Here is a 14234-nt window from a genome sequence, read left to right as displayed (position 1 = left end):
GTAGGCCGTGAACGTCGCCCCGCCCGTCTCAGCCAGCACCTTCGTGATCGCCGCCGTCAGTGACGTCTTGCCGTGATCGACGTGCCCGATCGTCCCGATGTTGCAGTGCGGCTTGGTGCGAGCGAACTTTTCCTTGCCCATCAGAGCCTCCTAAATTCGAAATCGTGTTGCGGATGAAGAGGTGGTTCAGGCGTAACCTTAGGCGTACTTGGCGATGACCTTGTCGGCCTCGCCGCGCGGCACCTCTTCGTAGTGATCGAACTGCATCGTGAAGTTGGCGCGGCCCTGCGAGAAGGAACGCAGCTGGTTCACGTAACCGAACATGTTGGCCAGCGGCACCATCGCGTTGATGACGTTGGCGTTGCCCCGCATGTCCTGACCCTGGATCTGGCCGCGGCGCGCGTTCAGATCGCCGATGACCGAACCGGTATACTCTTCCGGCGAGACGACCTCGACCTTCATCACCGGCTCGAGCAAGACCGAGCCGCCCTTCTGAAGGGCCTCACGGAGCGCCGCCCGGGAGGCGATCTCGAAGGCCAGCGCCGACGAGTCGACGTCGTGGTAGGCGCCGTCGATCAGTTCGACCTTGACGTCGACCACCGGGAAGCCGGCGAGCACGCCAGCGCCCAGCACCGAGTTCAAACCCTTCTCGACGCCCGGGATGTACTCCTTGGGCACCGAACCACCGACGACCTTCGACTCGAACGAGAAACCGGCGCCCGGCTCGTTCGGCTCGACGATGAACTTCACGCGGGCAAACTGGCCGGTACCACCGGTCTGCTTCTTGTGCGTGTAGTCGATCTCCTGACGACGGGTCAGCTTCTCACGGTAGGCAACCTGCGGCTGGCCGATATTTGCATCGACCTTGTAGGTGCGCCGCAGGATGTCGACCTTGATGTCCAGGTGCAGCTCGCCCATCCCGCGCAGGATGGTCTGGCCGGATTCCTGATCGGTCGAGACCCGGAAGGACGGATCCTCCGCGGCGAGCTTCGCCAGCGCGATGCCGAGCTTCTCCTGATCGGCCTTCGACTTCGGCTCGACGGCGATCTCGATCACCGGCTCGGGAAATTCCATCTTCTCGAGGATGACGACCTTCTGCGGATCGCTGAGGGTGTCGCCCGTGCGGGTGTCCTTGAGGCCGGCCAGGGCGACGATGTCGCCGGCGAAGGCCTCCTTGACGTCCTCGCGGTTGTTGGCGTGCATCAGCAGCATGCGGCCGACGCGCTCTTTCTTGTCGCGCGAGGAATTGAGCACGTTGGCGCCCGACTCGACCTTGCCGGAGTACACGCGGCAGAACGTGATCGTGCCGACGTGGGGATCGTCCATGATCTTGAAGGCGAGCATGGAGAAGGGATCCGAATCCGTCGGGTGACGAACGATCTCTTCCTCGGTCTTGAAGTCGATGCCCTTGATCTCGCCGCGGTCGGCCGGGGAGGGCAGGTAATCTACGACGGCGTCGAGGAGCGGCTGCACGCCCTTGTTCTTGAACGCCGAGCCGCACAGCACCGGGTGGAAGGCGCGCAGCTGCACGGCCTTCCGCACCAGAGCGCGCATCGCATCCTGGGTCGGCTCAGTGCCGTCGAGGTAGGCGGCCATGGCTTCGTCGTCGAGCTCGACGCAGGCCTCGACCAGCTTGGTGCGGTACTCGACCGCCTGATCCTTCAGGTCGGCCGGGATCTCGACCTCGTCGTAGTTGGCGCCGAGCGCCTCACCCGACCAGACGATCGCCTTCATCTTGATGAGGTCAATCACGCCCTGGAAGTTCGACTCGGCGCCGATCGGCAGCTGCAGGCACACCGGCTTGCCGGCGACGCGGCTGATGATGTCGGCCACGCACTTGAAGAAGTCGGCGCCGATCTTGTCCATCTTGTTGACGAACACGACACGCGGCACGTCGTACTTGTCGGCCTGACGCCACACGGTCTCGGTCTGCGGCTCGACACCCTGGTTGCCGTCGAGCACGCAAACGGCGCCGTCGAGCACGCGGAGCGAACGCTCCACCTCGATGGTGAAGTCCACGTGGCCGGGAGTGTCGATGATGTTCAGGCGCTTGTCGCGCCAGAAGCACGTCGTCGCGGCGGACGTGATCGTGATGCCGCGCTCCTGCTCCTGCTCCATCCAGTCCATCGTGGCGGCGCCCTCATGGACTTCGCCGATCTTATGGGACTTTCCGGTGTAGTAGAGGATCCGCTCCGTGGTCGTGGTCTTGCCGGCATCGATGTGGGCCATGATGCCGAAGTTGCGGTAGTCCTCGATCGCGTGCGTGCGGGGCATCGGATTGCTCCTGAGAGACGGCGGAACCGCTTACCAGCGGTAGTGCGAGAAGGCGCGGTTGGCTTCCGCCATCCGGTGCGTGTCTTCCCGCTTCTTAACGGCGTTGCCGCGATTGTTGGCGGCGTCGAGCAACTCGGCTGAGAGGCGCTCGATCATGGTCCGGTCGTTGCGCGAGCGGGCTGCCTGGATGAGCCAGCGGATCGCCAGCGCCTGACGACGCTCGGTGCGCACCTCGACGGGGACCTGGTAGGTCGCACCGCCGACGCGGCGGGAACGGACCTCGATCATCGGGGCAACGTTGTCGAGCGCGGCGCGGAACACCTCGATTGGGTTCGCGCGGGCGCGATTCTCGACGATGTCGAAGGCACCGTAGACGATCCGCTCGGCGGTCGACTTCTTGCCCTCGTACATGATGGAGTTCATGAACTTCGTCAGCACCACATCCCCGTACTTCGGGTCCGGGATGATCTCGCGCTTCTCTGCTGAGTGACGACGGGACATTGGCTTCAGCTCTCGAACAATATGGTCTTAAGCACCCCGCGCAGGCCACCTGAGCCCGAGGGCCGGCGACATCCTTACGAGGCTGTGGAAATCGTGGTCCGAAGCGAAACCTGCTTCGGACGCAAACCTTACTTCGGCCGCTTGGCGCCGTACTTCGACCGGCGCTGCTTCCGGTTCTTTACGCCCTGCGTGTCGAGCACGCCGCGCAGGATGTGGTAGCGCACGCCCGGAAGATCCTTCACGCGGCCGCCGCGGATCATCACCACGGAGTGCTCCTGAAGATTGTGGCCCTCACCCGGGATATAGCCGATCACCTCGAAGCCGTTGGTGAGCCGCACCTTGGCGACCTTACGAAGCGCCGAGTTCGGCTTCTTCGGGGTCGTCGTGTAAACGCGGGTGCAGACGCCGCGCTTCTGCGGGCAAGCGTCAAGCGCCGGAACCTTATTGCGGCTCCGCTGGATCTTCCGCGGCTGGGCGATCAGCTGGTTGATCGTCGGCATCCTGTGCCCTCTTCCTCGGTCACCTAGGTCCGGACCGCGAAGAGCAGTCCGCAATACGAATATGCGCCGGAGGGCTGGTCAGAGCCCCTCGGCGCGGTGTGGGCAGAGGAGCACGCCCGAAAACGAACGCGCTCGTACCTACGGATCTGACTTAGAGCGTCAGGCGATTTGATTCCTCGGAGCGCGGAGCGATGGCGGCGGCATCCGGAAGCAAATCCGAAGAGCCGTCGGCAGCCGATGGCCATCCGAAGTGGCGCGCTTCTAGCCGCCGTTGCGCGGCAGGTCAATGCATTGGCTGGAGAAATCTGCGCCGCGTAGGAGGTTAAAGTTCGGTCAAGGCGTGGTCGCGACCGCGCGAAACGGGCCTTCGGGCGGCATCATCCTTCGCGGGCGTCGCCGAGGTCAATCCCAACCGCTGGGTCCGCCCGGTGTGCAGGCCAAGTGTGGTGAAGCGCGTCTGCCGTCGGCGAAGAAGATCCGCAGCATCGGTGGCTGTTCACATGGCAGTCCATTCTCCCATGCCCCTGAAGAACGGAAAGCTCGACGGTTGATTCCCATAGGCTTCCTGGAGAACCATACAGGCGTTCGCTTGGACAAGGCACGGAGTTCTTCGATAGATCCGCGCGCAACTCGTTTCACGCGATCGATCGTCTTCATTCCGCGCGTTCGAGCTGGGTGCTGCACGCCGAAATCTCGAGCGTGGATCTGGCTCGACACCGAATCGGTTTTGGATTTTCGTGTGCGCCGCCTCTTCGCTTTCGCCTTCGCAACCCTCCTGTCGGTGGGCGCGGCCCAGGCCGACCGGCTCGATGACATCAAGAAAGACGGCGTGCTGCGCGTCGCATCCTTCGACAGCAACCCGCCCTTCGGCTTCGTCGAACCGGCCACCAAACAGATTGCCGGGCTCGACGTCGATTTCGCACAGGCCATCGCCGACAGGATCGGCGTAAAACTGGACGTGCGCCCCACCAACCCTGCGAGTCGCATCCCGCTCTTGACCTCCGGCAAGGTCGATCTCGTGCTGGCGAACTTCACCATCACCGAGGAGCGGGCCAAGCAGCTTGACTTCAGCATCCCGTACTTCGCCTCCGGCCAGCAGTTCCTGGCCAAGAAAGGCACGCTGTCGTCGCCCGATCAGCTGAACGGCCTGCGCATCGGCGCCGATAAGGGCACCGTCAACGAGATCGTTCTGCGCCGAGATTTCCCGAAGGCCACGGTGGTCGCTTACGACGACACGCCCTTCGCGTTCACGGCCCTGCGGAATGGCAACGTCCAGGCGATCACCCAGGACGGGCCGAAGCTCGTCGGGCTGCTGGCAAAGGTGCCGGACCGTCAGAACTACGAGATCCCGCCCTTCAGCATATCCAGCGACTATATCGGCGTCGGCATTCCAAAGGGTGAGACACGCCTGCGCAACCTCGTGAACGAGACCCTGCGGGATCTTGGGAAGAGCGGCAAGGCGGCGGTGATCTACGACCGCTGGTTCGGCCCGAACACCGAGCAGCCGCTGCCGCGCCTATTCCGAATCGGTGAGCACGACTGACCGGATCGGCGCCGTGAGCCTGTTCGGCGATCTTTTGGCGCCGCGCTACCTTCTCTGGCTGCTGCAGGGCTTCGAAGTCACCCTAGCCCTGTCGGCGGCCGTAAGCGGCGCGGGCACGGTGCTGGGGCTCGCGGCCTGTTGCCTGCGGGAGGTGGGCGGGCCGGCGCCGCGGCGTGCGGTGGCGGTCTTCGTCGGCTTGGTGCGCAACACGCCGCTGCTGGTCCAGCTCTTCGTCTGGTACTTCGCGGTCGCGGCTCTGCTGCCGAGCGGGATGACGGCGTGGCTCAACGCGCCCCGCATCCTCGACCTTGGACCTGCAACCCTCAGCTGGCCCGCCTACGAGACGCTTGCGGGCTTCGTAGGCCTGACCGTCTATGCAGGCGCCTACATCGCCGAGGAGGGACGTGCCGGAATCAACGGCGTGCGGTCGACTCAGCGCGAGGCGGCCCTGGCCCTCGGCCTCACGCCGGTCCAGGCCTTCCGGCACATCGTGCTGCCGCAGGCGCTACGGATCGCGTGGCTGCCGATCGTCGGCCAGTACCTCAACACGATCAAGAACACTGCGCTGACGATGACAATCGGCCTCGCGGAACTGTCCTACGCCTCTCGTCAGGCGGAGACCGAGACCTTCAAGACCTTCCAGGCCTTCGGCATCGCGACGCTCCTCTATATCGGCGCCGTCGCGCTGGTGGAGGCGGCCGGGCAGGCCCTGGTCCGCCGTGCGGCGGCGCAGGCGTCGCGCGCATGAACCTCGCGGTCGTCACCGACAATCTCGGCTACCTGCTGGTCGGGGCCTGGCCCGACGGGCCGATCGGCGGCCTTGCGCTGACGCTGATTCTCTCCGGCCTGTCCGGTCTCGTCTCGGCAGTGCTCGGACTGTTACTCGGCATCGGGCTCGCGATGAGCGCGGGCGCGGGGCGGCGGACATTGGTCCTCGGTCTGGGCTTCTTCCGGGCCATTCCGATCCTGATGCTGATCTTCTGGAGCTACTTCCTGTTGCCGATCCTGTTCGGCGTGTCGGTTCCGGAGATCGGCACCGTGGTGACGGCGCTCGCGCTCGTCGGCGGTGCCTACCTCGCCTATGGAGTCGCGGCCGGGATCGAGAGCATCGGCAGCGGCCAGTGGGCAGCCGGTCTCGCGCTCGGCCTCGGCCGCTGGCAGGTGCTGCGCGTCATCGTCCTGCCGCAGGCCCTGCGCGCCATGGCGCCGTCCTTCCTCAATCAATGGACCGCGCTGATCAAGGATACGTCGCTTGCCTACGTGATCGACGTGCCGGAACTGTCCTTCGTGGCCGCGCAGGTGAACAACCGCGCCATGGTCTACCCAGCCGAGATCTTCCTGTTCGTCGGGGCGGTCTACGGCGCACTCTGCCTCGCCCTCGACCGACTGGTGGCGGTGCTGGCTTGGGGGGCCCGGCGGACCTCCTGGCTGAGCCGCGGCACGCGTGCATGACGCCCCGGCGTGCCGGATCGGGGCAGCGGCGCCTCCCCATGGTCTACGGAAGTTTAAAGCAAACCGTCGAAGTGTCGCGATCAACGGGTGGCCGGGCCGCCCCAAGTTCGCGTCGAGGGTCTTGCGTATGGGTTGCGTCGCGGTCAGCAACGTCGTTCCGTTCCGGCGGCCCCTTCCTGCCCAAGCACCGGGCGAGCGGGAGGCGCGCGATCGGCGCCGCAGCGAGCAGCGTTCCCTGTTGGACGCCCTCTACGCCACCGGCAGCATGGTCTTGGCCGCCGAGGATCGGGCGACCAAGCTCACGGCGTCCCGCCTTCAGGTCTACGGCTTCCTGGGGATCGAGGAGATGCGGGAGGATGGCACCATGCGCCGCCTTCGCCCCTCCGAGGCGATCCGCGCACGGGGCGAGCGGCCGTGGCGCCTGTCGAAGCCCGCCAGCGGGGCAGCGGTCACGATCCCCAGCCTGGACGGCTTCCTATTCGAATCGGCAGGCCAGCCCGCCTGATCGGACTGCGTTTGTGCCATAGGGGCCGGTGTGCAGATCTGCGCACCGGCCCTTTTCGTTGCATCGCGTGATCTCCGCGACCGGTCCCTAAGCGCGGACCGGAATCAGACTCGCTTGTCGTGTCGCCGGCCGGGCATAAGGTCGGTTGCAGGCTCGACCTTCACACCCCGCCCCAGGCGCACCAAGCGCCAGTAGAATGCGACTGGGGGGAGGGCGCGCGTCGTGAGCCGCCGCGCCGAAATTCTTGCCGTTCGGCTTGCCTTCCCGGCCCGCCCGTAGTATCCGCCCGGCCTTCGCGACAATTTCGATGGGTGCTCGCACCCTGTGAACGCGGTGACCGCGCCGGTGTCGTCAGACACCGCCAGCGCGGTCGAACACATGAGCCGGGGACATCAGATCCCCATCAGGCGTCGTCCGCCGGGCAATACCGTCCGCGTGCGGAAACCCGCCTGAAACAAGGAGTCACGCACGTGATCCAGATGCAGACGAATCTGGACGTTGCCGACAACTCGGGTGCACGCCGTGTGATGTGCATCAAGGTCCTCGGCGGGTCGAAGCGTAAATATGCCGGCGTGGGCGACGTCATCGTCGTCTCGGTCAAGGAGGCGATCCCGCGCGGTCGCGTCAAGAAGGGCGACGTCATGAAGGCGGTCGTCGTTCGGACGGCCAAGGCCGTGAAGCGCGTCGACGGATCGGTGATCCGCTTCGACAAGAACGCCGCGGTCCTGATCAACAATCAGAAGGAGCCGATCGGCACCCGTATCTTCGGACCGGTTCCGCGCGAGCTGCGCGCACGCAACCACATGAAGATCATCTCCCTGGCTCCGGAGGTGCTGTAATGGCTGCCAAGATCAAGAAGGGCGACAAGGTCGTCGTGCTCACCGGCCGCGACTCGGGTCGCTCGGGCGAGGTGATCCAGGTTCTGCCGAAGGAAGGCCGGGCCTTCGTGCGCGGCATCAACCTGATCAAGAAGCATCAGAAGCAGACCCAGAACCAGGAAGGCGGCATCATCTCCAAGGAGGCCGCCATCCAGCTCTCGAACATCGCGGTCGCGGATGCCAACGGCAAGCCGACCCGCGTGGGTTTCCGCATCCTCGAAGACGGGCGCAAGGTCCGGTTCGCCAAGACCACGGGGGATCAGATCGATGGCTGAGGCCGACAAGAACGCCTACACCCCGCGTATGCGCAAGCACTACGACGAGGTGGTGCGCCAGAAGCTGATCGAGCAGTTCGGCTACAAGAACCCGATGGAAGTGCCGCAGATCACGAAGATCGTGATCAACATGGGCGTCGGCGAGTCCACCGCGGACTCGAAGAAGGCTTCCGTGGCTGCGGGCGACCTCGCCCTGATCGCCGGCCAGAAGCCGGTCATCACCAAGGCCCGCAAGGCCATCGCGACCTTCAAGGTCCGCGAGGGCATGCCGATCGGCTGCAAGGTGACCCTGCGCAAGCAGCGCATGTACGAGTTCATGGATCGGCTGATCACCATCGCGCTGCCGCGCGTGCGTGACTTCCGCGGCCTGAACCCGCGTTCGTTCGACGGCCGCGGCAACTACGCGCTCGGTCTCAAGGAGCACCTCGTGTTCCCGGAGATCTCCTACGACAAGGCCGAGCAGACCTGGGGCATGGACATCGTCGTGGCGACCACCGCCAAGACCGATGCCGAGGCCAAGGCCCTGCTCGCCGCCTTCCAGTTCCCGTTCCGGCAGTGAAGCCCTCGGGCTTCAGACGCGGACACCGGAGATAGACCACATGTCGAAGAAAAGCTCAGTTGAGAAGAATGAGGCCCGCAAGGCGCTGGTGAAGCGCTTTGCGGCCAAGCGGAAGGCACTCCTCGAGATCGCCAACAACGACGGTCTCGAGATGGAGGAGCGCTTCGAGGCGCGCCTCAAGCTCGCGGAACTGCCGCGCAATTCGTCGGCCACTCGCATCCGCAATCGGTGCGGCATGACCGGCCGGCCGCGCGCCTATTACCGTAAGATGGGCGTCTCGCGCATCGCCCTGCGGGAGCTTGGCAACCGAGGCCTGATCCCCGGCCTGGTCAAGTCGAGCTGGTAAGGAGGTCCCCATGGTCAACGATCCCGTGGGCGACATGCTCACCCGCATCCGCAACGGCCAGCTGCGCCGTCGCAACGTCGTTCAGACACCCGGCTCGCGCCTGCGCGCCAACGTCCTGAACGTGCTGAAGTCCGAGGGTTACATCCGCGACTATGCGGCGACCGACCTCGGCAACGGCCGCACCGAGTTCGCCATCGAGCTCAAGTATTACGACGGGCGCCCGGTGATCCGTGAGATCAAGCGCGTCTCGAAGCCGGGCCGCCGGGTCTATTCGTCGGTCGGTGATCTTCCGCACGTGGCCGACGGCCTCGGCGTGACCATCGTCTCCACCCCGCAGGGCGTCATGGCCGACCACGAGGCGCGCGAGCGCAACGTCGGCGGTGAAGTGCTCTGCACCGTGTTCTGATCGGGACATAAGGAGGTCATCCCATGTCTCGCGTAGGCAAGAAGCCGGTCCCCGTGCCGGCAGGCGTTACCGCCACCGTCACCGGTCAGACGGTGAAGATGAAGGGTTCGAAGGGTGAACTCTCGTTCGTCGTTCCTTCGCTCGTCAATGTGGCGATGAAGGACGGCGCCATCGAGGTGCAGCCCGTCAACCAGTCCAAGCCGGCGCGCTCCCTGTGGGGCACGTCGCGGGCGCAGATCGCTAACATCGTCGAGGGTGTATCGAAGGGCTTCGAGAAGAAGCTTGAGATCACCGGCGTCGGTTACCGCGCTGCCATGGCCGGCAAGGCCCTCAAGCTGTCGCTCGGCTACAGCCACGACATCGAGTACGAGATCCCCGCCGGGATCACGATCGTTACCCCGAAGCCCACCGAGATCACGATCACCGGGATCAACCGCCAGCAGGTCGGTCAGGTCGCCGCTGAGATCCGCGATTACCGCGGACCCGAGCCCTACAAGGGCAAGGGCGTGAGGTACGCGGGCGAGTTCATCTTCCGCAAGGAAGGCAAGAAGAAGTAAGGAGGGCATCATGTCTCGCAAGCTCGAAGCCCTCGATCGCCGCAAGGCGCGCGTCCGTCGCGCGCTGCGGGCGGCCGCCAATGGCCGTCCGCGGCTCTCGGTGTTCCGCTCGTCGAAGCAGATCTACGTGCAGGTCATCGACGACGTCGCCGGCAAGACGCTGGCCGCCGCCTCGTCGATCGACAAGGCACTCAAGGGCGAACTCAAGACCGGCGCCGATGTCGCCGCCGCCAAGGCGGTGGGCAAGCTGGTGGCCGAGCGCGCCAAGGCCGCGGGCGTCACGAAGGTGATCTTCGACCGCTCCGGCTATATCTATCATGGCCGCGTCGCGGCCGTGGCCGAGGCTGCCCGCGAGGGTGGCCTGGAGTTCTGATCTTTTGGGACTCGCCGACGGCGCCTCTGCCATCTGTGAGTCCCGATCGGAACCGTTGAACGACGGCGGGCCGGACATGCTCTGCGTGTCCGGCATTCGACACTCAATCGAGCGAGCGGCTACGCCGGCCGCGCCAGTGAGATGAACAGGTAAAACCATGGCACGTGAACGGGAAGGCGGAGGCCGCGGCCGCCGCGATGATCGCGAGGAGCGCGACAGCGAGTTCGTGGACAAGCTCGTCCACATCAACCGCGTCGCCAAGGTGGTGAAGGGTGGCCGTCGCTTCGGCTTCGCAGCCCTCGTCGTCGTCGGCGACCAGAAAGGCCGCGTCGGCTTCGGCCACGGTAAGGCCCGTGAGGTGCCGGAGGCCATCCGCAAGGCGACGGAAGCCGCCAAGCGCGGTCTGATCCGCGTCTCGCTCCGCGAGGGCCGGACCCTGCACCACGACGTCAATGGTCGTCACGGCGCCGGCAAGGTGATCCTCCGCGCGGCCCCGCAGGGTACCGGCATCATCGCCGGCGGCCCGATGCGCGCCGTGTTCGAGACGCTCGGCATGCAGGATGTTGTTGCCAAGTCGCTGGGTTCGTCGAACCCCTACAACCTCGTCCGCGCCACCTTCGAGGCGCTGAAGAACGAGGACAGCCCGCGCTCCGTGGCGGCCCGCCGCGGCATCAAGGTCTCGACGCTCCAGTCGCGTCGCCGCGATGCCGATCCGGCCGACCAGTCCGAAGCCGCGGTCGCGTAAGGGGAGGGTCCGATGGCACAGAAGACCGTCCGTATCGAACAGATCGGTTCGCCGATCCGCCGCGAGGCCAGCCAGCGCCAGACGCTGATCGGCCTGAAGCTCAACAAGCTCCACCGCGTGTCCGAGCTGGAGGATACTCCCTCCGTGCGCGGCATGATCCGCAAGGTTGCGCACCTCGTGCGCGTCCACGGCGACGTGGCGTGAGGAGGTCCCGATGAAACTTAACGAGATCAGCGACAATCCCGGCGCCACCAAGGACCGGATGCGTGTCGGCCGGGGCATCGGCTCCGGCAAGGGCAAGACTGCGGGTCGCGGCGTGAAGGGTCAGAAGGCCCGGACCGGCGTGTCCATCAAGGGCTTCGAGGGCGGTCAGATGCCGCTGCATCGTCGCCTGCCGAAGCGCGGCTTTAACAACCTCTACGCTCAGGACCTGAACGAGGTGAACCTCGGTCGGATCCAGGAGGCGGTTGACGCTGGCAAGCTCGACAAGGCCGCGACCGTCACGGTCGAGACCATGGTCGCCGCTGGCATCATCGCCCGTCCCCGTGACGGCGTGAAGCTGCTCGGCGTTGGCGAACTGACTGAGAAGCTCAGCTTCGAGGTCACCCGCGCCTCCAAGTCCGCCGTCGAGGCGGTCGAGAAGGCCGGCGGCTCGGTCACCACCGTCTACGCTCAGGGTGCCTCCACCCGCGGCAGCCGCGAGGCGGCCACGGCCTGACGGAGGCGATGGGGCGACTCCGGGACCCGTTGCACGGGCCCGGCGCACCCTTTAAGCCGATCCTTCGAGCGGCGGCCCTGCGACCACGCGGGCCGCCGTTTTTCGTTTCATCCGGGCATCTTTCGCCCGGCGACATGTCCAGGACGCGACGCTTATGGCCTCAGCCGCCGAGCAGCTTGCCGCCAATCTCAACTTCGGTGCGATCGCCAAGGCCGATGAGCTTAAGAAGCGCATCTGGTTCACGCTGGGCGCCCTCGTGGTGTTCCGGCTGGGCACGTACATCCCGATCCCCGGCATCGATCCGGAGCAGTTCGCCCGCAACTTCCAGCAGCAGGCGGGCGGCGTGCTGGGCCTGTTCAACATGTTCTCCGGCGGTGCGGTCGAGCGCATGGCGATCTTCGCCCTCAACATCATGCCATACATCTCGGCCTCGATCATCGTGCAGCTCCTGACATCGGTCATTCCGAGCCTGGAGGCTTTGAAGAAAGAGGGCGAGTCCGGCCGCAAGGTCATCAACCAGTACACCCGCTACCTGACGGTGGTTCTGGCACTGGTACAGTCCTGGGGCATCGCCATCGGCCTTCAGGGCTCCTCGGCGGCAATCGACCCCGGCCCGTTCTTCCTGGCCTCGACGGTGATCACGCTGACCGGCGGCACGCTGTTCCTGATGTGGCTGGGTGAGCAAATCACCTCGCGCGGCATCGGCAACGGCTCCTCGCTGATCATCTTCGCGGGCATCGTCGCCCATCTGCCGGTGGCGATCGCGGGCGCCCTCGAACTGGGCCGTACTGGCGCGCTCTCTCCGATCATCATCCTGGGTGTCGGCGTCGCCGCAGTGGCACTGGTCTACTTCATCGTGTTCATGGAGCGGGCCCAGCGCCGTCTGCTGATCAACTATCCGAAGCGGCAGGTCGGCAACCGCATGTACGAGGGCCAGACCTCGTTCCTGCCGCTCAAGCTCAACACCGCGGGCGTGATCCCGCCGATCTTCGCCTCGTCGCTGCTCCTGCTTCCGGCCACCGCCGCCAGCTTCTCGGCGAATGGCGGTGCCACCGGCTGGCTCGGCACGATCACGGCCTATCTCGGTCACGGCACGCCGCTGTTCCTGGTGCTCTATGCGGCCCTGATCATCTTCTTCACATTCTTCTACACCGCGGTGGTCTTCAATCCGCAGGAGACGGCCGACAACCTGAAGAAGCATGGCGGCTTCATCCCCGGCATCCGCCCGGGTGAGCGGACCGCCGCCTTCATCGACAAGGTACTGACCCGCATCACCGTGATCGGCGCGCTGTACCTGACGCTGGTGTGTCTGTGCCCGGAAATCCTGTCGTCCTACGCGGCGGCGAGCCTCGGCTTCGGCGGCACCTCGCTGCTCATCGTCGTGTCGGTAACGATGGACACGGTGGCGCAGATCCACGGGCACCTCATGGCGCATCAGTACGAGGGTCTGGTGAAGAAGGCTAAGCTGCGTGGCGCCTCGACCACGCAACGCCGGCGCTGAGGCTGATACAGAGGCGCGGCGGAGCCAAGTCTTCTCCCGCCTCTGGCCCAAAGGTCTGGGTGCCAGCGTACCCGCGACCCGTTAGACCATTCCCAAATCCGGCGATGCCAGGGAGGCTTCGCCACGGCGGATAGAGCTCACTGAGCGTGGGCCGAACGAGGACAACGCCATGCGCATCATTCTGCTCGGACCGCCCGGTGCGGGGAAGGGTACGCAATCCGAGCGAATCGTACAGCGCTTCGGCATTCCGCAGCTGTCCACCGGCGACATGCTCCGCGCAGCGGTCGCCGCCGGCACGCCGGTCGGCCTGGAGGCCAAGGCCGTGATGGAATCGGGTGGCCTCGTCTCCGACCGGATCGTGGTCGGGATCGTCGCCGATCGGATCGAGGAGCCGGATGCCCGCCGCGGCTTCATCCTCGATGGTTTCCCCCGCACCGTCGCGCAGGCCGAGGCGCTGAGCGCCATGCTGGCCAGCAAGGGCATGAGCCTATCCGCCGTCATCGAGCTGAAGGTGGACGAGAACGCGCTCGTCGGCCGGATCGAGCGGCGCGCCGCGGAGACTCTGGCCAAGGGCCAAGCCGTCCGGAAGGACGACACGCCGGAGGTGTTCAAGCAGCGCCTGGAGGCCTATCGCGCCCAGACGGCACCACTTTCGGCCTATTACGCCGAGAAGGGCATGCTGGAGACGATCGACGGCATGCAGCCGATCGACAAGGTCACAGCTGACCTGATGGCGGTGCTCGAGCCCCACGAGGAGCCGGTGGCGTCCTGACAGCCGCCGGCCGTCGACCGCTTGGTGGAACGAAGGACCTGAAACCTCCGCTTTGCCGGAGGGTTTGAAGGCGCATCCTCGATCGGAAACGCCATGACGCTCCGTCATCTCGCCAGCGCAATCCTCCTCATCGCGGTGGCGGTTTCTCCCCGACTGGCCCTGGCACAAAGCCCGGCCCAGTCCTTCGTGTACGGCGAGAAGCGCTTCCGCCACGCCTGCAGGCCGCCGCTCAAATTCGCGGCGGGGGCATGCGTACGTCGCTGCCCGGCGGGCTACCAGGATATGGGTGGCTCTTGCCGGCTGCGGAATCAGGGCTTCCGCTGAAGTTC

The 14234-nt window shown here is 65.7% G+C and carries 21 protein-coding genes; 17 read left to right on the top strand and 4 right to left on the bottom strand.

What is annotated here, in order from left to right; translation table 11 throughout:
- The 4 genes from MKK84_RS12940 to rpsL all read right to left on the bottom strand — a co-directional run.
- Positions 1–141 (bottom strand): GTP-binding protein (locus MKK84_RS12940; RefSeq protein ID WP_243920259.1); only part of this gene is annotated, 141 nt, incomplete at its 3' end.
- Between the two features lie 57 nt (positions 142–198).
- Complete coding sequence (gene fusA / locus MKK84_RS12935; RefSeq protein ID WP_243920257.1) at positions 199–2274, bottom strand: elongation factor G; 2076 nt, start codon at positions 2272–2274, stop codon at positions 199–201.
- 30 nt (positions 2275–2304) lie between these two features.
- A complete protein-coding gene (gene rpsG, locus MKK84_RS12930) occupies positions 2305–2775 on the bottom strand; it encodes a 30S ribosomal protein S7 (protein WP_007557567.1) in 471 nt (156 codons plus the stop codon).
- Between the two features lie 128 nt (positions 2776–2903).
- Positions 2904–3275: a 30S ribosomal protein S12 gene (gene rpsL, locus MKK84_RS12925; protein WP_007557568.1), complete on the bottom strand. Its 372-nt coding sequence runs from the start codon at positions 3273–3275 to the stop codon at positions 2904–2906.
- 340 nt (positions 3276–3615) lie between these two features.
- Between rpsL and MKK84_RS12920 the strand changes: the two genes are divergently transcribed.
- The 17 genes from MKK84_RS12920 to MKK84_RS12840 all read left to right on the top strand — a co-directional run bounded on the left by MKK84_RS12920 (position 3616) and on the right by MKK84_RS12840 (position 14229).
- Positions 3616–4818: an ABC transporter substrate-binding protein gene (locus MKK84_RS12920; protein WP_243920256.1), complete on the top strand. Its 1203-nt coding sequence runs from the start codon at positions 3616–3618 to the stop codon at positions 4816–4818.
- The gene (locus MKK84_RS12915; protein ID WP_243920255.1) at positions 4805–5566 is read left to right on the top strand and encodes an amino acid ABC transporter permease; all 762 of its coding nucleotides are present in this window, start codon (positions 4805–4807) and stop codon (positions 5564–5566) included. Before MKK84_RS12920 ends, MKK84_RS12915 begins: the two co-directional genes overlap by 14 nt.
- Entirely contained in the window at positions 5563–6270 is a 708-nt protein-coding gene (locus MKK84_RS12910) for an amino acid ABC transporter permease (protein WP_243920253.1), read from the top strand. Before MKK84_RS12915 ends, MKK84_RS12910 begins: the two co-directional genes overlap by 4 nt.
- Before the next feature lie 127 nt (positions 6271–6397).
- Positions 6398–6775 carry a hypothetical protein gene (locus MKK84_RS12905; RefSeq protein WP_243920251.1) on the top strand — a complete coding sequence of 126 codons (378 nt, stop codon included), beginning with the start codon at positions 6398–6400 and terminating at the stop codon, positions 6773–6775.
- Between the two features lie 470 nt (positions 6776–7245).
- Entirely contained in the window at positions 7246–7614 is a 369-nt protein-coding gene (rplN, locus tag MKK84_RS12900) for a 50S ribosomal protein L14 (RefSeq protein WP_007557579.1), read from the top strand.
- Complete coding sequence (gene rplX / locus MKK84_RS12895) at positions 7614–7928, top strand: 50S ribosomal protein L24 (RefSeq protein ID WP_243920250.1); 315 nt, start codon at positions 7614–7616, stop codon at positions 7926–7928. Before rplN ends, rplX begins: the two co-directional genes overlap by 1 nt.
- Positions 7921–8487: a 50S ribosomal protein L5 gene (gene rplE / locus MKK84_RS12890; protein WP_243920249.1), complete on the top strand. Its 567-nt coding sequence runs from the start codon at positions 7921–7923 to the stop codon at positions 8485–8487. The genes rplX and rplE overlap by 8 nt, the downstream gene beginning before the upstream one ends.
- Before the next feature lie 40 nt (positions 8488–8527).
- A complete protein-coding gene (gene rpsN, locus MKK84_RS12885; RefSeq protein WP_243920247.1) occupies positions 8528–8833 on the top strand; it encodes a 30S ribosomal protein S14 in 306 nt (101 codons plus the stop codon).
- 10 nt (positions 8834–8843) lie between these two features.
- Positions 8844–9239, top strand: a complete 396-nt coding sequence (gene rpsH, locus MKK84_RS12880; RefSeq protein ID WP_007557585.1) for a 30S ribosomal protein S8 — start codon at positions 8844–8846, stop codon at positions 9237–9239.
- A gap of 23 nt (positions 9240–9262) precedes the next feature.
- Complete coding sequence (gene rplF, locus MKK84_RS12875) at positions 9263–9796, top strand: 50S ribosomal protein L6 (protein ID WP_243920245.1); 534 nt, start codon at positions 9263–9265, stop codon at positions 9794–9796.
- Between the two features lie 10 nt (positions 9797–9806).
- Positions 9807–10169: a 50S ribosomal protein L18 gene (rplR, locus tag MKK84_RS12870; RefSeq protein ID WP_010686176.1), complete on the top strand. Its 363-nt coding sequence runs from the start codon at positions 9807–9809 to the stop codon at positions 10167–10169.
- A 157-nt stretch (positions 10170–10326) separates the two neighbouring features.
- A complete protein-coding gene (gene rpsE / locus MKK84_RS12865; RefSeq protein ID WP_043355033.1) occupies positions 10327–10914 on the top strand; it encodes a 30S ribosomal protein S5 in 588 nt (195 codons plus the stop codon).
- A gap of 12 nt (positions 10915–10926) precedes the next feature.
- On the top strand, positions 10927–11118 hold the full coding sequence (gene rpmD / locus MKK84_RS12860) for a 50S ribosomal protein L30 (RefSeq protein ID WP_020096280.1): 192 nt from the start codon (positions 10927–10929) through the stop codon (positions 11116–11118).
- A gap of 10 nt (positions 11119–11128) precedes the next feature.
- Positions 11129–11632, top strand: a complete 504-nt coding sequence (gene rplO / locus MKK84_RS12855; protein WP_243920243.1) for a 50S ribosomal protein L15 — start codon at positions 11129–11131, stop codon at positions 11630–11632.
- Positions 11633–11786: 154 nt separating this feature from the next.
- The gene (gene secY / locus MKK84_RS12850; protein ID WP_243920242.1) at positions 11787–13133 is read left to right on the top strand and encodes a preprotein translocase subunit SecY; all 1347 of its coding nucleotides are present in this window, start codon (positions 11787–11789) and stop codon (positions 13131–13133) included.
- Between the two features lie 169 nt (positions 13134–13302).
- Complete coding sequence (locus tag MKK84_RS12845; protein WP_243920240.1) at positions 13303–13905, top strand: adenylate kinase; 603 nt, start codon at positions 13303–13305, stop codon at positions 13903–13905.
- Between the two features lie 93 nt (positions 13906–13998).
- On the top strand, positions 13999–14229 hold the full coding sequence (locus MKK84_RS12840; protein WP_243920238.1) for a hypothetical protein: 231 nt from the start codon (positions 13999–14001) through the stop codon (positions 14227–14229).
- The last annotated feature ends 5 nt before the right edge of the window (positions 14230–14234 follow it).

The organism is Methylobacterium sp. E-065, assembly GCF_022829605.1.
Taxonomy (GTDB): domain Bacteria; phylum Pseudomonadota; class Alphaproteobacteria; order Rhizobiales; family Beijerinckiaceae; genus Methylobacterium.
This window is presented reverse-complemented; position numbering and strand designations above follow the sequence as displayed.